Source organism: Phytohabitans kaempferiae (assembly GCF_042433955.1).
Taxonomy (GTDB): Bacteria; Actinomycetota; Actinomycetes; order Mycobacteriales; family Micromonosporaceae; genus Phytohabitans; species Phytohabitans kaempferiae.
In genome coordinates, this window is sequence record NZ_JBHLUH010000005.1 from 119,710 (window position 1) to 139,412 (window position 19,703).

Here is a 19,703-nt window from a genome sequence, read left to right on the forward strand (position 1 = left end):
TCACGACCGCTCGGTTGTCAGGTCGGCCCAGGCCCAGCCGAGCGTGCGGCGGGCGAGCACCGAGAGGGCGTGCCGCCGGTACGCCGCGGTGCCCCGCACGTCGTCGATCGGCGCCGCCGCCTCCGCGACCAGGCGCCCGAACTCCGTCGCCACCGCCGGCGGCACCGGGTCGCGCGACGTCCAGTCCAGGGCCTCGGCCAGGAACGCCTCCGCCGCCGTGGCGCGCACCGGCGTGGGCGCCGCCGAGCCGATCCCGGTGCCCACTGTCCGGCGGGAGGCGTCCAGCGCCAGCGCGAACGAGCAGACCGCGATCACCATCGCGTTGCGAGTGCCGATCTTCGCGAACTGCTCCGCGACGCGCGGCACGCCAGCGCCACCGGGGGTGGTGACCGCGCGGACCCGGACCGCGGCGATCAGCTCGTCCGGCTCCAGGACGCTCCGCTTCGGGCCGGCGAAGAACTCCGCGACCGGCACTCGCCGCACGCCGCGTACCGATGCCAGCTCCACCTCGGCCCCCGCGGCCAGCAGGGGCGGATGAGCGTCGCCCGCCGGGGAGGCCGAGCCCAGATTGCCGCCGACCGTGCCGCGGTTGCGGATCTGCGGAGAGCCCACCGTACGCGCGGCCATCGCCAGCCCGGGGAGCAGGCCGCCAAGCTCGTCGATGATCCGGCTGTACGGCACGCCCGCCCCCACGCGCAGCACCTCGCCGTCGAACGCCCACTCGGTCAGCGGGGCGACCCGTGTGAGGTCGAGTAGCACCGGCGGGCGGCGGCGGTCGAAGTTGAGCTCCACCATCACGTCGGTGCCGCCCGCGATCGGTGTGGCCTCGGGGTGGTCGGCCTTGGCGGCGAGTGCCTCATCCCATGTGGACGGTTGCCGGAAGTCCATCAGAACGCCCCGTCGTACGAAGGTGCGTCGGAGCGCAGCACCGTCCCCTCGATCAGGCCGTACGGCCGGTCGGCGGCGACGAAAACCTCATTCGGATTGTCCAGCCCGAACGGCGCCAGGTCGACCAGCAGGTGGTGCTTGTTGGGGAGGGCCAGCCGCACCTCCACCACCTCGGGGCGCTCCTCCAGCACGCGCCGCCCCATCGCGTAGAGCGTCTGCTGGAGCGAGAGGCTGTACGTCTGCACGAACGCCGCCACCAGCGCCGCCCGCACCCCGGGGTAGGAGTCGGCCCAGTCGGTCGGGGCGGCGAAGCGCCACCGCGCGTCGACGGCGGTGGCGAGGATGCGGTCCCTGGTCTCGGGGAGTGTCGTGTAGCCGTCCTTCGCGTACCCCCAGAACTCCGAGTCGGTCGAGTTCAGCAGCACGAGACCGGCGAGCCCGGACACGACCCACTCCCCGGCGGTGTCCACTGTGACCGTGGTGGTGCGCGTCTCGCCGCCGTCGCGCTGGAAGGAGTGGGGTCCGAGGCGCTGCCACGAATGCTGTTCGATGTGGACACGCGCGCGGTGGATGGTGGGTTGCGAGGCCACGAAGTGGCGGGCCAGCCGCAGCGCGAAGTCTTCCGGCTGGTCGATGCCGTGCTCCTTGGCGAAGGCGTACACGGTGTTCTTCTGCGTGTCGGTGGGGAGCACGCCCGCGTTGTCGCCGGCGAGGTGGGTCGCGTCGAGGTCGCCGGAGAGCGACACGCTCACGTTGAGGTCGCGCAGCTCGTGGCGCTGGCCGTCGCGCACGACGCGCACGACGCGGGTCTCCGCCTTGCCGTACCGGTTGGGTCCCAGCACGATCCCCATGTCCTCAGCTCCCCCGGTAGGTCGTGTAGCCAAAGGGGCTCAACAGCAGCGGTACGTGGTGGTGGCGGCCCGGATCGGCCACCTGGAAGACCACCGACACCTCGGGAAAGAACGCGTCCGGCCCGATGTGGGCAGCCGTGTCGAAGACGAGGCGGTACGCCCCGGCGCCCCACGCCCCGTCCGGCAGCCAGTCGCGCAACCGCCCGTCAGAATCGGTGCGGCCGGCGGCGACGGTCGTCCAGCCGGCACCGTCCCGCCGTTCCAGCCGCACCGGCACTCCTCGCGCGGGCTCGCCCGTCGCGTTGTCGAGTACGTGCGTCGACAGGCTCACGGCACCAACCTCTCCAGCCGCAGCAGCGCGATCTTCCGAAGCTCCTCGCGCACCACCGGACGCTCGGTCGCCTCGTCGTGCGTCAGCCGCTCGCGTGCCACGGCGAGCATCTCGGCCGCGCTCCTGCCGCTCGCGAAGATGAGGAAGACGTGGCCGAAGCGCTCCTCGTACTCCCGGTTGGCCGCCACCAGCGCCGCCGCGAGCGACGGGTCGTCGGCCCCCGCCTGCTCCCGCCGCGACCAGGCCGCCTCCCGGCCCGCGCCGGCCGGGCGCTCGCCGATGCGCGGATGGGCGGAGAGCGCCTGGAGGACGTCCGCCCAGGTCAGGCTCTGCGCCGCGGCGTCACCCGCCGCGTGGAGTGCCATCCGGTCCGGGTACGGCCGGCCGGCCGCGACCGCCTCCGCCCAGGCCGGCGCCGCGCAGCAGGCGAGAAGTAACCGCTCGGCCTCGGCGGAAGGGAGGGCGTTGAAGTCGGCGACGCCCGCCATGCTCTCGCTCATTCGGCCAGTAGACCAGTCCGGCAACCGGACATGAACCGGCTTCGACACCGAAACCGCAACATGGGCGACGTAGGGTTTTCGTAGGTTCCTACAACCGGCCCCGGGAGAGGAGAGCGATGCTGCTGCGCGAGGTGCTCGACCAGCCTCGGCTGAAGCTTGCCCTGCTCACCGGCGCCGAGGGGCGCGACCGCCCGGTCACCCGTGTGTACGTCACCGACCTGCCCGACCCCAGCCGCTACCTGGCCGGCGGCGAGATCGTGCTGACCGGGATGGTGTGGCGCCGGGGGGCGGGCGACTCCGAGGCGTTCGTGGCCGCGTGCGCCGCCGCCAGGGTCACCGCGATCGGTGCGGGCGACGCGATCTTCGGCACCGTGCCGCACGATCTGGTGGCGGCGTGCGCCCGCCACGGCGTCCCGCTCTTCGAGGTGCCGGTCGAGGTGTCGTTCCGGGAGATCGTCGACGCGGTCAACCCGTCCCTGTGGGCGCAGCGGGCCAGCGGGCTCGCCACCGTACTCGGTCGGCAAAGGGGCCTGGTGGCGGCGATGGCCGCGGGCGCCCGGCTGGCCGACCTGCTCCCACCTGTCGCGGCCGACCTTGGCCTGGCCTGCTGGGTCTACTCGCCGACTGGGCGGCCCATCGCTGGCACCGAGGCGGCGCCGCCCGGCGACGTGCTGGCCCGCGCGTTCCTCGCGGCAACCCGGCTCCCCACGACGGTGGCCGGCGGGCGCTACGCGCTGGTGGGCGTAGCGGGGCGGCCGGAGCACCGGCTGGCGTCGTGGTTCGTGGCGTTCGCGGCGGACGCGGAGGCGCCCTCGGGGCTGCCCGACGGCGCCGACGAGCTGGTCAGCCTGGTCGCGCTGGAGCGGGCCCAGCTCGACGAGGTTGTCCGTGTGGAACGCCGCCTCGCCGACGGCCTCGGCCGCCAGCTCGCCAACGGCGCGGGCGTGGCCGACCTGCGGGCGGGCGTGCTGTCGTGCGGGCTGGAGCCGGAGTCGACGTTCGTGGCGTTGGTGGCCGGCCTCTCCGGCCTGCGCACTCCCCCCGACCTCACCGTGGCCGTCCTGGAGGAAGCCCTCCGCGCGGTCTCCCCGCACGCCGCGGTCACACCGCTCGCACCGTCCGGGCCCGATCCGGCCGTGCTCGGCATCGTCGCGGTGCCGCCCGAGGTCGACGTGCCGGCCGTGCTGCGGGCCGCCCTCGACACGCTCGGCCGCGGGCTCGGCTCGGGGCGGCTGGCGGTCGGCGTGAGCGCGCCCGCGGTCGGCGTGGCCGCCCTCCCCGGCGCGGTCGCCGAGGCCCGCCACGCGCACCACTCGGCCCACGGCCGCTCGGCGGTGGTCTGCTCGACCGAGCTGGCCTCACACCAGCTGCTGCTCGCGCGAGTGCCGGCGGAGGCGCGCGAGGCGTTCCGGGAGCGGCTGCTCGGCCCGCTGGTCGCCTACGACGCGGCGCACGACGCCGCCCTGGTCCGCACGCTCGCCGAGTTTCTCGACTGCGGCGGCTCGTGGGCCCGCTGCGCCGAGCGGCTGCACGTCCACGTCAACACGCTGCGCTACCGGATCAGCCGGGTGGAGGCGCTGACCGGCCGCGACCTGACGAGGTTCGAAGACCGGGTCGACTTCTTCCTGGCGCTGCGCGTGACCCGCTAGCACTGACGCTGACCGGCTGACCAGCGGCCTTCGGCCGCTGGTCGGCCGGGGCTGGCGAAGCCGGCAAGGGTTGGTGGTCACCGCACTGGGCGGTGGGGCACGCGGGGGCAGTCACGCCAGCCGAAGACGGGGCCAAGCCACAAGGCGTGGCGTGGCGACCGCCGAGTCGCCACGCCACTCTCCCATCGAGGAGTGCCTGTGGGGCCGGCGCCAAATTGACGCCGATGGATAGCGAGTATCACACCGGGACCGAAACGGCGTCAACACTTTCCGGAAAGATGTCGGTATCTGCGACACGCCGACACGCGGCCACAACACGCCGGCAGACCAGCACAAATACAAGATCGCAACGAAGTATCGGAGGCACGGATTCCGCAAGTATTACGGAATCGCAACGGCCTAACGGTGGATCCGCCCGGTCGTCTCGGAGAGCCGGACCCCTCGCCCGCCCCACCGGCTCGCGATGATCTCGGCGGCGATGCTGACGGCTGTCTCCTCGGGCGTACGCGCGCCCAGGTCGAGCCCGATCGGCGAGGAGAGCCGGGCCAGCGCCTCCTCCCCCACACCGGCCTCGCGGAGCCGGGCGAGGCGGTCGTCGTGAGTGCGACGGGAGCCCATCGCGCCCACGTACGCCAGTGGCATGTCCAGCGCGGCCTGGAGCACCGGCACGTCGAACTTCGGGTCGTGGGTCAGCACGCACACCACCGTGCGCTCGTCGAGCCGCCCGCCCTCGGCCTCGCCGGCGAGGTAGCGGTGGGGCCAGTCGACGACCACCTCGTCCGCCTCGGGGAAGCGCCGCGCCGTCGCGAACACCGGCCGCGCGTCGCACACCGTCACGCGGTAGCCGAGGAACGCGCCGATCCGCGCGACCGCGGCGGCGAAGTCGATGGCACCAAAGACGATCATGCGGGGGCGCGGCGCGTACGCCCGCACCAGCACGCTCAGCCCGCTGCCCCGGCGCTGACCATCGGGTCCATAGTGGAGGATGTCGGTGCGGCCGGCGGCGAGCAGCCCGAGGCCGTCGTCGGTGGCCGCGTCGTCGAGCCGGGCGGAGCCGAGCGTGCCGCCGCGCTCGCCGGGGCCGATCACGAGGTGGCGGCCCAGCCGGTCGGGCGGCCCCTCGATGCAGGTGAGCACCGCGACCGGCACGCCCTTGTCGATCGACTCGGCCACCTCGGCCAGCCGGGGGAAGCTCTCCCGGTCGACCCGCTCCACGAAGAGCTCGATCGTGCCGCCGCAGGTCAGCCCCACCGAGAAGGCGTCGTCGTCGCTCACCCCGTACCTCTGGAGGCGCGGAACCCCGTCGGCGACGACCTCCTCGCAGAGGTCGTAGACCGCGCCCTCGACGCATCCGCCGGAGACGCTGCCCACCGCGGTGCCGCCGGGGCCGACCAGCATGGTGGCGCCCGGCGGCCGGGGCGCGCTCTTCCACGTGGCGACCACCGTCGCCATCCCCACCGGCTCACCCGCCTGCCACCAGCGCAACAGGTCGTCCAGGACGTCACGCATGCGATCCAGTGTGCTCCTCGGGCGTGTCCACGTCACGATCATCTGCCACGTCGTCGCAGGGGACGACCCGCACGGCCGATGCGTGTGCGGCCAGGTAGGGGCGTGCCCCCACGTCGCCGGTGGCCGACGCCGCGACGCCCGCCCAGTGCTCCCGCCCGAGCAGCACCGGATGCCCCCTGCGGGGGCCGTAGCCCGCCATCACCAGCGCGTCGGGCGAGGCCAGCGCCGCGATCCGGCGGACCGCCTCCGCCGTCACCCCAGGAAGATCCACCAGGAGTACGAGCGCCGCGTCCACGCCCAGGTCCCGAGTCGCCCGCAGCCCGCTCCCGAGGGACGAGCCCATCCCGGTCGGCCACTCCGGATTGTCGACCAGGACGGCGGTGCCCAGCCGCGCCTCGGCCCGTACCCGATCGGCGGCGGCACCGAGCACCACCACCACCGGATCGCACCCGCCCTCGCGCAGCGTCTGCGCGGCCCGCTCCACCAGCAGGCGGCCGCCGAGCCGGACGAGCGCCTTCGGCATGCCGTATCGCCGCCCCGCGCCCGCGGCCAGCAGGAGCCCGGCGACGGTCATCGCTCTACTGTATTCCCGTGGAACCGTTCGAGATCGACGTCGACGAGGCTGTCCTCAACGACCTGCGTCACCGCATCCGCGCCACCAGGTGGCCCGAGCCGGCGCCCGGCGAGCCGTGGTCACAGGGCACCGACGACACCTACCTGCGGGACCTGCTCGCCTACTGGGCGGACGGCTACGACTGGCGGGCACGGGAGCGGGAGCTCAACCGCTTCGCCCACTTCCGCACCACGCTCGACGGCGTGCCGATCCACTTCGTACACGCCCGCGCGGCCACCGGCGACGGGCTGCCGCTGATCCTCACCAACGGCTGGCCGAGCACGTTCGCCGAGTTGCTGCCGCTCGTGCCGCTGCTCACCGACCCGGCCGCGCACGGCATCGACGGCCCCGCCTTCGACCTCGTACTCCCCTCGCTGCCCGGCTACGGCTTCTCCGGCCGCCCGCACCGCACCGGCGTCACGTACCGCTACGTGGCCGGCCTGTGGCACCGGCTGATGGGCGAGCTGGGCTACCGGCGCTACGGCGCGGGCGGCAGCGACTTCGGCGCCGGCGTCGCCACGTACATGGGGCTCGACGACCCCGCCCCGCTGATCGGGCTGCACCTGAGCACGCCCGAGATCCCGCCGTACACCGGCCCCGGCTCCCGCCCGCTCAGCGACGCCGAGCGCGCCTACCGGGAGGGGTTCGCGCGGTGGGCCGTGACCGAGCGCGGCTACCAGGAGATCCAGTCGACCAGGCCGCAGACCCTCGCGTACGGCCTCGCCGACTCCCCCGCCGGCCTGGCCGCCTGGATCCTTGAGAAGTGGCGCGCGTGGTCCGACCCGCGCGGAGAGATCTCGCGCGACCTGCTGCTGACCACCGTGACGCTCTACTGGGTCACCGGCACGATCACGTCCTCGATGCGCGACTACTACGACAACCGGTGGTTCCGCGAGCCGCTCGGCATCGACGACTTCGTGAGCGTGCCGACCGGCTTCGCCTCCTTCGCCCACCACCTGGCCGACGAGGGCGACATGCCGCGCGAGTGGCTCGAACGCCTCTTCGCGATCCGCCGCTGGACCGCCATGCCCCGCGGTGGCCACTTCGCCGCCGCCGAGGCGCCCGACCTGCTGGCCGGCGAGATCGCCGCGTTCTTCGGGTCGCTCTGAGCCGGCCGTACCCGCGTGTGAAGCTGAGCCGCGTGGTGGTATGCGGCTTCCTGACCCCGTCCCGCTACGTGGCCGCCCAGCGCGCCGCGTTCACTCCGGACCTGGCGGCGCCCGGCTTCGTGCCGGAGACGGGCGCCGATGTGAAATCCGTCCAAGACGCGGGGCCGGAAGGCCGGGCACGCTCACGTCCGTGACCACAGCCTTTACCGCGACCACCACCATCGAACGGCCCGCGCCCGAGGTCTGGGCCCGGCTGACCGACTGGCCCGCCGCGCCGGCCTGGATGCCGGGGCTGGAGAGCGCGCGAGTGGAGGGTGCGCGGCTGACGTTCCGGGCCCGCGGAAAGGAGCGGACCAGCCGCGTCGAGGTGGTGGAGCCGGGGCGGACGGTGGTGTTGCACTCGGCGCAGGGCGGCGTCACGGCCGCGTACACCTACACGTGCGTGCCGGACGGCGACCGTACGCGGGTCACCGTGACCGTCGACTGCCGCGCTGGCGGCATGTGGCGCCCCTTCGCCGGACTGCTGCGCGCGGCGATCCGCCGGGCCGACAGCGGCCAGCTCACCGCCCTCAAGCGAGTGGTCGAAGCCGCCAGGTAGCGCGCAGCGCACGTAACCGCTGATCGAATCAGCCCCTTTGGCGATCAAATGTCCAGGTCAGGCCGTACTGTGTGGCTATGCTGGTCTGGCCTGGGCGCCGATACCCCTTGGGCGCGACATATGACGGTGTGGGCACCAACTTCGCGATCTATTCGGAGGTGGCGGAGGCGGTCGAGCTGTGTCTCTTCGACGCCGACGGCACCGAGCAGCGGATCGAGCTGCGCGAGGTCGACGCCTTCGTCTGGCACGTCTTCCTGACCGGCGTCGAGCCGGGCCAGCGCTACGGCTTCCGCGTGCACGGGCCGTACGACCCCGGTCGCGGGCTCCGCTGCAACCCCAACAAGCTGCTCCTCGACCCCTACGCGAAGGCGGTCGACGGCGACGTGCGCTGGGATCCGGCGCTCTACGGCTACGACCTGGCGCACCCCGAGCAGATGTCCGATGTAGATTCCGCCAGCTTCATGCCGAAGGCGGTCGTGGTCAATCCGTACTTCGACTGGGGCAACGACCGCCCGCCGCGCACGCCCTACCACGACACGCTCATCTACGAGGCGCACGTCAAGGGGCTGACCTGGCGCCACCCCGGCATCCCGGAGCAGCTGCGCGGCACGTACGCCGGCATCGCGCACCCCGTGATGATCGACCACCTCACCCGGCTCGGCGTGACCGCGATCGAGCTGATGCCGGTGCACCAGTTCATCCACGACCACCACCTGGACGAGCACGGGCTGCGCAACTACTGGGGCTACAACACCATCGGCTACTTCGCGCCCTACCACGGATACTCCGCGATGGGCCACCTCGGCCAGCAGGTGCAGGAGTTTCGCGGCATGGTGCGGGCGCTGCACGCGGCCGGCATCGAGGTCATCCTCGACGTGGTCTACAACCACACCGCCGAGGGCAACCACCTCGGGCCGACGCTCGCCTTCAAGGGCATCGACAACGCCGCGTACTACCGGCTCGCCGAGACCGCCCCGCAGCAGTACCTCGACTACACCGGCTGCGGCAACAGCCTCAACATGCGCGGCCCGCAGACGCTCCAGCTCATCATGGACTCGCTGCGGTACTGGGTCGAGGAGATGCACGTCGACGGCTTCCGCTTCGACCTCGCGGCCGCGCTGGCACGGGAGTTCTACGAGGTCGACCGCCTCTCCACGTTCTTCGAGGTGGTGCAGCAGGACCCGGTGGTGAGCCGGGTCAAGCTCATCGCCGAGCCGTGGGACATCGGGCCGGGCGGCTACCAGGTGGGCAACTTCCCTCCCCTGTGGACGGAGTGGAACGGCAAGTTCCGCGACACCGTCCGCGACTTCTGGCGCTCGCAGCCGGTGCTCGCCGAGTTCGCCAGCCGGATCAGCGGGTCGGCCGACCTGTACCAGGACGACGGGCGGCGGCCGTTTCACAGCATCAACTTCGTCACCTGCCACGACGGCTTCACGCTCAACGACCTCGTCTCCTACAACGACAAGCACAACGAGGCGAACGGCGAGGACAACCGCGACGGCGAAAGCTACAACCGCTCGTGGAACAGCGGCGTCGAGGGGCCGACCGACGACGCCGACGTCCTCGCGCTCCGCGCCCGGCAGCGGCGCAACTTCCTCGCCACGCTGCTGCTCTCCCAGGGCGTGCCGATGATCAGTCACGGTGACGAGCTGGGGCGCACGCAGCGGGGCAACAACAACGTCTACTGCCAGGACAACGAACTGTCCTGGGTGGACTGGGACAACGTGGACGAACGGCTGCTCGACTTCGTACGCGGGCTGACCGCCTTCCGCGCCCGCCACAAGGTCTTCCGGCGCCGCCGCTTCTTCACCGGCGACCCGGTCAAGACGCGCGACGCCACCACGCCGGTGGCCGACATGGAGTGGTTCACGCCGGACGGGCGCCAGATGCAGGGCACCGACTGGGACAGCGACATCGGCGCGCTGGCGGTCTTCGTCAACGGCGAGGGGATCCGCGAGCGCGGGCGGTACGGCGAGCGCCAGTCCGACAGCTCCTTCCTGCTCTGCTTCAACGGGCACCACGAGCCGGTCGAGTTCGTGCTGCCGCCCGGGGAGTACGGCGAGAAGTGGCAGACCGTGATCGACACCTCTGAGGCGGTGCCGGCCGGCCAGGAGACGCTGGGCGCCGGCGGGCGGCTGCGCGTGCTCGAACGTTCGCTGGTCGTACTGGATCGGGCGCTGTAATGGACGGGCCGCTCGGGGCGCGCAGCGAGCGAAGCGACGGGGGCGAGCCGCGCCGCCGGCCGCGACCCACGTACCGCGTCCAGGTGCGGCCCGACTTCGACCTGCACGCCACCGCCGAGCAGGTGGACTACCTCGCGGCGCTCGGGGTGGGCCAGCTCTACACCGCGCCACTGCTCGCCGCCGTGCCCGGCTCCGCACACGGGTACGACGTGGTCGACCACTCCCGCGTCAACCCGGAGCTGGGCGGGCCGGCGGCGCTCGACCGGCTGCGCGAGGTCCTGCGCGAGGCCGGGCTGGGCCTGGTCGTCGACATCGTGCCCAACCACGCCGGCATCGCCGTCCCCTCGGCCAACCCGGCGTGGTGGGACGTCCTGCGCCGGGGGCCGGAGTCGGCGTACGCGAGCTGGTTCGACATCGACTGGACCCAGGAGCCGGCGTCCGGCCCGAGGAGCGCGGCGACGAGCACGGACGGCGCCGGCTCCCGGGTACCGCGCGAGCGAAGCGAGTGCCAACCGGCGCAGCCGCGCGGGCGCGTGCGGCTGCCCGTGCTCGCCGACGACCCGGCCGCGCTCGACGACCTCAAGGTGGTCGGCGAGGAGCTGGTCTACCAGGAGCAGTGCTTCCCGATCGCCGACGGCACCGGCGGCGGGGAGCCGCGCGAGGTGCACGACCGCCAGCACTACCGGCTCGTCTCGTGGCGCGAGGGGCCGAACTACCGCCGCTTCTTCGCGGTCTCCACGCTGGCCGGCCTGCGGGTCGAGGACCCGGCGGTGTTCGAGGCGACGCACGCGGAGATCCTGCGGTGGGGCGCCGACGGCATCCGGGTCGACCACCCCGACGGCCTCCGCGACCCGAGCGGCTACCTGGCCCGGCTGCGCGCCGCGGCGCCCTCCGCGTGGCTGCTGGTGGAGAAGATCCTGGAACCGGGCGAGCGGCTCCCCCGCTCCTGGCCGGTGGACGGCACGACCGGGTACGACGCTCTCGGCGAGGTGTGCGGGCTCTTCGTCGACCCCGAGGGCGCGGAGACGCTCAGCCGCCTGGCCGGGAACGCGCGGTGGGCCGAGGTGGCGTACGCGGCCAAGATGGAGGCGGCCACCACGCTGCTGGCCGCCGAGCGCGACCGGCTGGCCCGGCTGGCACCGGAGATCCCGCGGGCCGCCGAGGCGCTCGCCGAGCTGGCCGCCGGTTTCGAGGTCTACCGCTCGTACCTGCCCGGCGGCGCCCGCCACCTCGCGGCCGCCCGGATCGAGGCCGGGCACCGCCGCCCCGACCTCACCGAGGCGCTGGACGCGCTCTGCGCCCGGCTCGGCGACCCGGACGACGACCTGGCGGTGCGCTTCCAGCAGTACACCGGCGCGGTGATGGCCAAGGGCGTCGAAGACACCGCCCACTACCGGTTCACCCGCTTCGTGGCGCTCAACGAGGTGGGCGGCGACCCGAGCCGCTTCGGCGAGACGCCCGAGGCGTTCCACCGCGCGGCCGCCGTGCGGGAGCGGGACTGTCCACACTCGATGACCACACTCTCCACACACGACACCAAGCGCTCCGAGGACGTTCGCGCGCGGCTGGCCGTACTCGCGGAGATGCCGGCGGAATGGGCGGCGACGCTGCGCCGGTGGACGGAGGCCGCGCCGCTGCCCGACGCGTCCTTCGCTCTCCTGCTGTGGCAGACGGTGGCCGGCACCTGGCCGATCGAACGCGAGCGGCTGCACGCCTACCTGGAGAAGGCGGCGCGCGAGGCGGGCGTCTCGACCTCCTGGGCCGACCCCGACGGCGAGTTCGAGGCGGCGATGCACGCGGCCGCCGACCGGGCGTACGACGACGAGGCGCTGCGCGCGGACATCGGAGCCTTCGTCGCCACCATCACGCCGCACGGCTGGTCCAACTCGCTCGGGCAGAAGCTCGTGCAGCTCGCGATGCCGGGGGTGCCGGACACCTACCAGGGCACCGAGCTGTGGGACAACTCGCTGGTCGACCCGGACAACCGGCGGCCGGTCGACTTCGCCGTACGGCGTGAGCTGCTGGCCCGGCTCGACGCCGGCTGGCTCCCGCCGGTGGACGCGACCGGCGCCGCCAAGCTGCTCGTCACGAGCCGCGTGCTGCGGGCCCGGCGCGACCGCCCGTTCACCGGCTATTCACCAGTGCCGGTCGAGGGCCCGGCGGCGGAGCACGCGGTCGCGTTCGACCGGGGTGGTGTCGTGGCGGTAGCCACCAGATTGCCAGCGAAGTTGGCATTTCGTGGAGGCTGGGGCCGCACTAAGCTTGCGTTGGCTCCGGGGCGCTGGACCGACGCGTTGACAGGACGCACATGGCAGGCCCGGCAGGTGCCGCTGTCCGAAGTGCTGTCCGCCTATCCAGTAGCTCTCTTGGTGGTGGCTGCCGCATGACCATGACGCGTTTCAGTGTGTGGGCGCCCGAGGCCGCTCGGCTTCGCGTGCGCATCGACGGGGTCGACCATCCCATGGCGCTCGACGCCGGGGGGTGGTGGCGCACCAATGTCGAGTGCGCCGCGCACGGCACCGACTACATGTACCTGCTGGACGACTCCGACGAGCCGCTGCCCGACCCGCGTTCGCGCTGGCAGCCGTACGGGGTGCACGGCCCCAGCCGCACCTACCACCACGCCGCCTTCCCCTGGACCGACCAGGAGTGGACCGGGCGCGACCTGGCCGGCGGCGTCGTCTACTCGGTGCGAGTGGGCGCGTTCACCCCGGACGGCACGTTCGACGCCGCGATCGCCCGCCTCGACCACCTCGCCGACCTCGGCGTCGACGTGGTCGAGCTGCATCCGGTCAACATCGAGCGGGGCTCCGCGCACCACAGCGCGTGCTGGTACACGCCGCATCCGTCGTACGGCGGGCCCGACGGGTTGAAGCGCTTCGTCGACGCCTGCCACGCGCGCGGTATCGCGGTGGTGCTCGACCTGGCCTACGACCACCTCCAGCCCGGCGCCGGCGCGCACCGCATCGGCCCCTACCTGGCCGAGGTCGCCAACACGTGGGGGCACACGCTCGCGCTCGACGGGCCGCACGGTGCCGGCATGCGCAGCTTCATCACCGACAACGTGCTGATGTGGCTGCGCGACTACCACGCCGACGGGGTGCGGCTGGACGCCGCGCACACGCTGATCGACCGCGACGCGATGCGGCTGCTCGACGAGCTCTCCGCCGCGGTCTCCGCGCTCTCCATCGACCTCGGCCGCCCGCTGGCGCTGATCGCCGGGTCAGGGCTGGCCGGTGCCCGGTTCATCCCGGGGCCCGGCGCCGACCTGGCCGAGCTGCTCGCCCCCTCGGCCGGCGGCGCCGCCGGCATCCCGGCGCTCGACCGCGACCACCGGGCCGAGTTCGGGTCACTGGAGCAGCTCTTCGGCATCCTGCGCGCCGGCTTCTCCACCGTGCTCAGCACCGACCGCCCCACCACAGCCTTCTCCCCCGGCCTGCTCCGGATCGGGGCGACGCTGCTGCTCACCGCGCCATCCACGCCGGTGCTCCAGATGGGCGAGGAGTGGGCCGCCCGGATGCCCTTCCCACCGGAGTGGGCCGGGGTCAAGACGCCCACGCTCGGCGCGCTCGACTGGTCCGAGCTCGACAAGGCCGAGCACCGCGACATGCTCGACCTGCACCGCCGGCTGATCGCGCTCCGCCGGAGCCAGCCCGACCTCGCCTCGCCGGTGCTGCGCCGCTCCGACGTCTGGCACGGCGGCAGCTTCCTCGCCATCCGCCGGGGCTGCTGCGTCGTGGTCGCCAACCTGCGCCGCACGCCCCAGCGGGTCAACCTGCACGGCACCGCCCGCACGGTGCTGGCGGCGACCGAGCCGGGGCTGGTGCTCGTGCACGACGCCGCCGACCTGCCCGGCGAGTCCGCGGCGGTCATCGCCTGCTGCCGCTTCGACCGCTAGAGCATCCGTTCCCACAAGATTTGGGCTACCGCGATGTCCGCCGGGGTCGAGGCCGCCGCTCCCGCGGCCTCACCCTCCGCGGTCCGGTCCGCTTTTTCCGCAAGCCGTCCGCTGCCGGCTCAGGGCACCTGCGCCTGCCAGGTCAGCAGGTGCTCCGCCGGGTCCGACCGGTAGCCGAAGAGCGTGGCGGTCTGGCGCGACACCGCGACGTCCATCAACGGCCAGGCCGCGTCGAAGCCGTGCTCCCGCACCGGCATCCGTGACCAGCTGGCGCCGTCGGCCGAGTGCCACACCATGCCGGCCCTCTCCTGCCCCTCCTCCCCGAAGGTGTTTCCGACGGCGATGAATCCGGCGCCCCAGGCGCGCACGAGCTGGACGCGGCGCTGGTCGGCCGGGACCACACCGGCGTCGGGAAGGCGGCCGGGGTCGAGGGTCGCCGGTCGCCACTCGCCGTCGCGCCGGTGCCAGACCTGCGGCTCACTCGGCGACAAGGGGTAGGGAAAGGCCACGACCGTGGCGCCGTTCGCACTCAGGTGCTGGATGCCCCCGACGCCGGGCGGCCCGGCGCCGGCCTCCCGCCAATCCGTACCGTCCCGCGACGAGAACAACGCCGTGCTCCCCTCGCCGGCGCTCATGCCCAGCAGGAAGCCGGCGCCGATCGCCTCGACCACGAAGTTGAGCGGCTGCCCGTCGCGCTGACCGGGAAGCCTCGCCATGGCCCCGAAGGACCGTCCCTCCGGGGAGTGCCAGACGTAGACGCCGTCGAAGCTGGGAGGGGCGTAGGCGTCCTTGGCCGCGACGAGCACTCCGTCCGGGCCCGCCGTGATCGTGGCTTCGAGGTCGACGGAACGCTTCAGCCCGAGGTCGCGCAGGTCTAGCGGTGCCGCCGTCCACCGCTCGCCGTCTTCGGTGCGCCACACCACGAGCTCCTCGCGGGAGTTCCAGCCCAGGAGGTACGCCGCAGCGCCGTGCCCGGCCACGACACGGCCGCAGCAGGAGCTGGCGCGCATCCCGCTCTCCGGCACGGCGGCACGCCAGTCGCGGCCGTCCGCGGACGTGTACACCTCCGGGTCGCGCCCGTCCGGGCCACCGCCCGTGCCTCGGGCCAGGACGAGGCCGCCGTCCCACCCCGCGGCCTGCTGGTCCACGCCGCTCATGAGCGCCGGTATCGCCGGCGACCCGGTCCATCGCGGCGGCTGGAGCGGGTCGACCGGCGGTGTCGGGGGCGCGGGATCGGCGCCGCAGGAGGTGAGCAGCAGGGCCAGCACGGCGGCCATCCTCAGACGCACGAGGGCCTCCACGTCGAGGTGTGCGGATCCAGGCAGAACTCCCGCGCTGCCGTGGGCGCGGTGACCCGAAACGGCGGCTTCCCCGCTTCGGGCAGGACGAGCACCCCCTCGTCCGCGCCGGAGGTCCAGTTGAGGAGCAGGCGAAACTCGACGTCTCCGCCGGTGACCTCGGGGGTTATCAGAAACTGCTCCGGCTCGCTCTCGTCGACCTTGTACGGGAAGGTCCTGCTCTCCGCCTCCGGCACGACCTCGGGCGCCGACGCGTCCAGATCGAGGCGGAACTTCCTCGGCGTGACCTCCCCCTGGCAGCCCAGCGGCAGGTAGGTGCCGGCCAGAGCCGGGGACCGGCGTACGACCTCGGTCGACATCGACTGGAGCACCACCGACCGTCCGCTGAGTCCCTGCACAGTCACGGTGATCTGACCGCCGCTGGCCAGGATCGCGCCGGCGGGAGCTCGACGCGGCGTGTACGGGACCGGGTCGGTGCCTCGGCTGGGCAGCATCCAGCCGGTCGACCGGCAACTGACCGCCTCCCACGAGGTCACGGCCGCGAGCCGCGGACCGGGCGCGGCTTCCCCGGCGGCGCCGTCAGCGGGCGGGCGCGGCCACGGTCCCACGGCGTACAGCAGGACGCCCACCACGGTGGCGAGCCCGACCACGGCACCGCCGAGCTTGAGTCGCAGGTGCCTCGCCGGTGCCGGCCGGAGCCGCGCCTCCAAGGCGTCCCGCAGCCGGGCCAGTTGGGCCTCGATGATCTCGAACTTCTCGTCGACGGGAGCCGTGGCCGCCGGTGCCGGTGCGGTGAATGGGTGCGCGACCTCCTTGCCCGTCTCGGTCCGGTACCACCAGGCGCCGAGCGTGAAGCACGTGGCGACCGCGGCAGTCGCCTTCTCCCGGTCTCGGGGATAGCCGTGCACCGCCTCGTTGCCGGCCCGCCGCACCGAGTGGAACGCCTGCCGGATCTCCTCGGGGATCGCTCCGGCCGTGGCCAGGGCCTCGATCCGGCTGTTCTGGTCGCCGATCTTCCTGGGGTTGAGGCCCGCCCGCTGGACGAGCATCTTCGCCAGGGTCTCGCTGAACCGGCGTGCCTTGGCCATCGCCGCGTCCGGATCGGCGTTGATGTACGACTCGGCCGCCGCCGCGTCGCCGGCCAGGAGCAACGCGGGCTCGGCGAGAAACCGGAAGTTGTCGGAGCCGTCCACCAGCCGCGCCAGCTGATCCGTCATCCGTCCCCTCGCAGATCCGGTCCACAGGAACAGGACAGAATAGCGAGGCACCGATGCGAGGTCCACAGTGGTGGATGACCCCACCGCGGACGGCGTCAGGGCACGAGCGGGCGGACCTCCTCGCCGACGAAGCGCACGAAGCCCTCCGGATCGGGCTCGTCGACCGTCGGCTGGAGCACCACCGTGTCGGCGCCGGCCGCGACCCAGCCGGCGATGGCCTCGGCGAACCGCTCGGCGTCGCCGGCGATGGCGCGACCCTCCATCGAGTCGTAGCCCCACCTCGCGCGCTCGGCCGCCAGGCGCTGGGCGGCGGTCGGGCCGGTGGCGGCGTGCACGTACACCACGATGGTGTGCGGATCGCCGGCGCCGGTGGCCCGCCGGTCCCGGCCCTCGTCGACCAGCGCGCGGACCCGCCGCAGGTCATCCGGGCTGCTGCCGCCGGTGACGATCGTGCCGTCGGCGATCTCGCCGCAGAGTCGCAACGAGCGGGGTCCGATCCCGCCGGCGAAGATGGGCGGCGTCGCGGGCGGCGGCCAGTCGAGCCGCACGCCGTCGAGCGACACGTAGCGGCCCTTGACGGTCACCCGCTCGCCGGAGAGCAGGGCGCGGAGCGCGTCGGCGTACTCCCGCAGGAGGGTGACCGGCGACTCGACCCGCGCGCCGACCTGGCCCATCCAGTCCTGGACGCCGTGGCCGATGCCCACGCACGCCCGGCCGGGGAAGTAGCGGTCGAGCGCGGCCACCTCCATCGCGGTCGCCGCGACGTTGCGCAACGGCACGGGCAGCAGCCCCATGCCGACCCGGACCCGCTCGGTCCACGCCAGGGCGGCGGCCATGGTGGCGATGCCGCCCTGGAGGAAGCAGTCTTCCCACAGCCACAGCTCCTCGAGGCCGGCCTGGTCAGCGGCGGTGGCCACCGAGCGCAGCCGCTCAGGCGGAAACTGGGGCAGGTAAACGGCGCCGAGTGTCGTCATGCCGCGATCCTGCCTCACTCCTCCGATCGGGTCACGATCAGTTCGCGCTCGCGCGCCGGGCTCAGGCCGGCCTCGCGCCGCCGGTCGAGGCCCCGCTCCCGTTCCCAGGCGAGCGTGTCGGCGAGGACCTCCTCGCGCGGGCGGTGCCGCAGCCCGGCGGCGACCGCGGCGGCGCCGGCACGCCCCATGAACGACTCCCAGCCCGGCGTGCTCACCCACATCGGGATCGACTCCTCGCCCATGAACTCGGCGACCTCTTGCGAGCGCAGCCAGCCGGGGTCGGCGGCCACCACCGGGCCGGAGTGCCCGCCAACCGCCCGGGACAACGCTATCCACTCGCCGAGCGGGAGCACCGGGCCCACCGCGTCGTACGTGCCGGTCGTCCCCGCCTCGGCCGCGTCCAGCAGCCACGCGGTCAGGTCGCGCACGTCGACCACCTGCGTCGGCTGGTCCGGCGCGTCCGGTACGAGCAGCGGCGCCTCCCGGTCCCGCGCGGAGCGGGCGACCCAGTAGCCGGTGCGGTCGGTGTGGTCGCCGGGCCCGCCGATCAGCCCGCACCGGGCGACCAGCAGCCGGTCGCCGGCAGCCGCGACGGCCGCCCGCTCGCAGGCCACCTTCGCCTCGCCGTACAGCTCGCGGTCGACCGTGTCGAGGTCGGTCGGCGGAAGCAGCGGCGCCGACTCGTCCGCGCCCGGCGTGCCGTGGTCGGCGTAGACGTTGCCGGACGAGACGTACGTCCAGTGGCGGGCGCGGCCGGCGAGCGCGTCGAGTGCCCCGCGGACGAAGCCGGGCTGCCAGGAGACATCGAGGACGGCGTCCCAGTCGCGGCCGCGCACCGCGTCGTACGCCCCGGGCGCGCCCCGGTCGGCGGCGACCAGCGTGGCGCCCTCCGCGACGCCGCCGCTCTCACCTCGCGCCAGGCAGGTCACCGCGTGCCCCCGCCGCAGCGCCTCCCGCGCCAGCTCCCGCCCCAACCATGCCGTACCGCCCAGGACCAAGATCTCCATGCCCCCACTGAACCAGCGGTGCGCCGGGCGGCCCAGCCCTGTTCACCCAGAGCGCAAGCGCTGCACCAGGATCTGACCTGGCCATTCGCCGACAGCGAACGGATCGGTGGCGGTGAACCCCTGCCGCTCGTAGTAGCCCACCAGCGCCCGGTCGTCGCCGCCGTAGCAGTCGACCCGCAGCAGGTGGGCGCCGCGCTCGCGAGCGAGGGCACGGGCGTGGTCGAGCAGGGCGGCGCCGACCCCGCGACCCGCGTACTCCCGGCCGGTGACCAGGAGGTTGACGTACAGCTCGGGCTCGGTGGCCGGCGGTACGTACGGCATCGCGTCGCCGACCGCCAGCGCGCCCGCGACCTGACCGTCGAGGTGGGCCAGGTGCAGGCGCCCGCTCTCGGCCCACTCGCTGACCCGGGCGATCCGGCGCGGGTTGGTCGAGTGCGGCTCGGTGCCCCACTGCCCGGTGCGGCCGAGGCCGACCAGCCAGGCGGTGGCGCCGTCGAGCAACTGAAGGACGGCGCCGACGTCGCCCGGCCCGCCAGGGGTGATATCCACGTGTCCCTTTCTACAGGCGTGCGATCAACAGCGCCGCCACGAAGAGGGAGAACCAGTGCAGTGCCTGGTCGGCGACGTACATCCCGCAGACCGGCGAGGTCTGCTGGGCGAAGACCGGTGACCGGGTCGCCCGCAGCAGCCGCCGGACCGGGGTCCGGCGGTCGACGATCCCATGGCTGACAATGCTGAAGCCGAAGCCTGCCACGAGCCCGGTGGCGGAGAGCGGCAGCTCGAGGACGATCGCCGTGCCGGCGAGCACGGCGCCGACGGTCAGGTGATAGCTGAGCAGGTGACCGGTCATCGCCCGGAACCCGGCCCGCCCCTTGGCCGCCTTGTTGTCCGCCTGCTTGTCGGTCTGCGCGATGTGGTCGCCGAGCTGGTGCCCGATCAGTAACGCGAGGAGGACCACCGCGAAGGTGGCCTGGAGGGTCAGTTGCTCGGCGCTCATCCTGGCATCCTGCGTGACGGCTCAGCTTCCATCAGCGTGGTAGCCGACAGTTCCGGGGATTGTGGCAAACCTCGCCCAGGT

At 73.4% G+C, this 19,703-nt stretch carries 18 protein-coding genes; 6 read left to right on the plus strand and 12 right to left on the minus strand.

Going from position 1 to position 19,703, the window contains the following annotated elements; all coding sequences use genetic code 11:
- The 4 genes from ACFFIA_RS04990 to uraD are packed head-to-tail and all read right to left on the minus strand — an operon-like array spanning position 1 to position 2,570.
- Positions 1 to 888 (minus strand): FAD binding domain-containing protein, encoded by an 888-nt coding sequence (locus tag ACFFIA_RS04990; RefSeq protein WP_377246056.1) that lies wholly within the window; start codon positions 886 to 888, stop codon positions 1 to 3.
- A complete protein-coding gene (pucL, locus tag ACFFIA_RS04995) occupies positions 888 to 1,739 on the minus strand; it encodes a factor-independent urate hydroxylase (RefSeq protein WP_377246059.1) in 852 nt (283 codons plus the stop codon). Before pucL ends, ACFFIA_RS04990 begins: the two co-directional genes overlap by 1 nt.
- Before the next feature lie 4 nt (positions 1,740 to 1,743).
- Positions 1,744 to 2,070 (minus strand): hydroxyisourate hydrolase, encoded by a 327-nt coding sequence (uraH, locus tag ACFFIA_RS05000; protein WP_377246062.1) that lies wholly within the window; start codon positions 2,068 to 2,070, stop codon positions 1,744 to 1,746.
- A complete protein-coding gene (gene uraD, locus ACFFIA_RS05005) occupies positions 2,067 to 2,570 on the minus strand; it encodes a 2-oxo-4-hydroxy-4-carboxy-5-ureidoimidazoline decarboxylase (RefSeq protein ID WP_377246065.1) in 504 nt (167 codons plus the stop codon). Before uraD ends, uraH begins: the two co-directional genes overlap by 4 nt.
- Positions 2,571 to 2,686: 116 nt before the next feature.
- On the opposite strand from uraD, the gene ACFFIA_RS05010 reads away from it, so the two are divergent.
- Positions 2,687 to 4,219 (plus strand): PucR family transcriptional regulator, encoded by a 1,533-nt coding sequence (locus ACFFIA_RS05010; RefSeq protein WP_377246068.1) that lies wholly within the window; start codon positions 2,687 to 2,689, stop codon positions 4,217 to 4,219.
- 399 nt (positions 4,220 to 4,618) lie between these two features.
- On the opposite strand, the gene ACFFIA_RS05015 is transcribed toward ACFFIA_RS05010, so the two are convergent.
- A complete protein-coding gene (locus tag ACFFIA_RS05015; RefSeq protein ID WP_377246071.1) occupies positions 4,619 to 5,728 on the minus strand; it encodes an XdhC family protein in 1,110 nt (369 codons plus the stop codon).
- The gene (locus ACFFIA_RS05020) at positions 5,721 to 6,302 is read right to left on the minus strand and encodes a nucleotidyltransferase family protein (protein ID WP_377246074.1); all 582 of its coding nucleotides are present in this window, start codon (positions 6,300 to 6,302) and stop codon (positions 5,721 to 5,723) included. The genes ACFFIA_RS05015 and ACFFIA_RS05020 overlap by 8 nt, the downstream gene beginning before the upstream one ends.
- A 17-nt stretch (positions 6,303 to 6,319) precedes the next feature.
- Between ACFFIA_RS05020 and ACFFIA_RS05025 the strand changes: the two genes are divergently transcribed.
- The 5 genes from ACFFIA_RS05025 (at position 6,320) to ACFFIA_RS05045 (ending at position 14,129) form a co-directional block, all read left to right on the plus strand.
- A complete protein-coding gene (locus ACFFIA_RS05025; RefSeq protein ID WP_377246077.1) occupies positions 6,320 to 7,450 on the plus strand; it encodes an epoxide hydrolase family protein in 1,131 nt (376 codons plus the stop codon).
- Between the two features lie 190 nt (positions 7,451 to 7,640).
- The gene (locus ACFFIA_RS05030; RefSeq protein ID WP_377246080.1) at positions 7,641 to 8,048 is read left to right on the plus strand and encodes an SRPBCC family protein; all 408 of its coding nucleotides are present in this window, start codon (positions 7,641 to 7,643) and stop codon (positions 8,046 to 8,048) included.
- 77 nt (positions 8,049 to 8,125) lie between these two features.
- The gene (gene glgX, locus ACFFIA_RS05035) at positions 8,126 to 10,231 is read left to right on the plus strand and encodes a glycogen debranching protein GlgX (protein WP_377246083.1); all 2,106 of its coding nucleotides are present in this window, start codon (positions 8,126 to 8,128) and stop codon (positions 10,229 to 10,231) included.
- Complete coding sequence (treY, locus tag ACFFIA_RS05040) at positions 10,231 to 12,618, plus strand: malto-oligosyltrehalose synthase (protein WP_377246086.1); 2,388 nt, start codon at positions 10,231 to 10,233, stop codon at positions 12,616 to 12,618. The genes glgX and treY overlap by 1 nt, the downstream gene beginning before the upstream one ends.
- The gene (locus tag ACFFIA_RS05045; protein ID WP_377246089.1) at positions 12,615 to 14,129 is read left to right on the plus strand and encodes an alpha-amylase family glycosyl hydrolase; all 1,515 of its coding nucleotides are present in this window, start codon (positions 12,615 to 12,617) and stop codon (positions 14,127 to 14,129) included. The genes treY and ACFFIA_RS05045 overlap by 4 nt, the downstream gene beginning before the upstream one ends.
- A gap of 119 nt (positions 14,130 to 14,248) precedes the next feature.
- Here ACFFIA_RS05045 and ACFFIA_RS05050 read toward each other — a convergent pair whose 3' ends face one another.
- From ACFFIA_RS05050 to ACFFIA_RS05075, 6 genes are all read right to left on the minus strand, one after another.
- Positions 14,249 to 15,418: a hypothetical protein gene (locus ACFFIA_RS05050; protein ID WP_377246092.1), complete on the minus strand. Its 1,170-nt coding sequence runs from the start codon at positions 15,416 to 15,418 to the stop codon at positions 14,249 to 14,251.
- Positions 15,409 to 16,644: a DUF4145 domain-containing protein gene (locus ACFFIA_RS05055; protein ID WP_377246095.1), complete on the minus strand. Its 1,236-nt coding sequence runs from the start codon at positions 16,642 to 16,644 to the stop codon at positions 15,409 to 15,411. Before ACFFIA_RS05055 ends, ACFFIA_RS05050 begins: the two co-directional genes overlap by 10 nt.
- Before the next feature lie 95 nt (positions 16,645 to 16,739).
- Positions 16,740 to 17,618 (minus strand): LLM class flavin-dependent oxidoreductase, encoded by an 879-nt coding sequence (locus tag ACFFIA_RS05060; protein ID WP_377246098.1) that lies wholly within the window; start codon positions 17,616 to 17,618, stop codon positions 16,740 to 16,742.
- 14 nt (positions 17,619 to 17,632) lie between these two features.
- On the minus strand, positions 17,633 to 18,625 hold the full coding sequence (locus tag ACFFIA_RS05065) for a Rossmann-fold NAD(P)-binding domain-containing protein (RefSeq protein WP_377246102.1): 993 nt from the start codon (positions 18,623 to 18,625) through the stop codon (positions 17,633 to 17,635).
- 42 nt (positions 18,626 to 18,667) lie between these two features.
- Positions 18,668 to 19,174, minus strand: a complete 507-nt coding sequence (locus ACFFIA_RS05070; protein ID WP_377246105.1) for a GNAT family N-acetyltransferase — start codon at positions 19,172 to 19,174, stop codon at positions 18,668 to 18,670.
- A gap of 10 nt (positions 19,175 to 19,184) precedes the next feature.
- Positions 19,185 to 19,622, minus strand: a complete 438-nt coding sequence (locus ACFFIA_RS05075) for a DUF3307 domain-containing protein (RefSeq protein ID WP_377246108.1) — start codon at positions 19,620 to 19,622, stop codon at positions 19,185 to 19,187.
- Between the last annotated feature and the right edge of the window lie 81 nt (positions 19,623 to 19,703).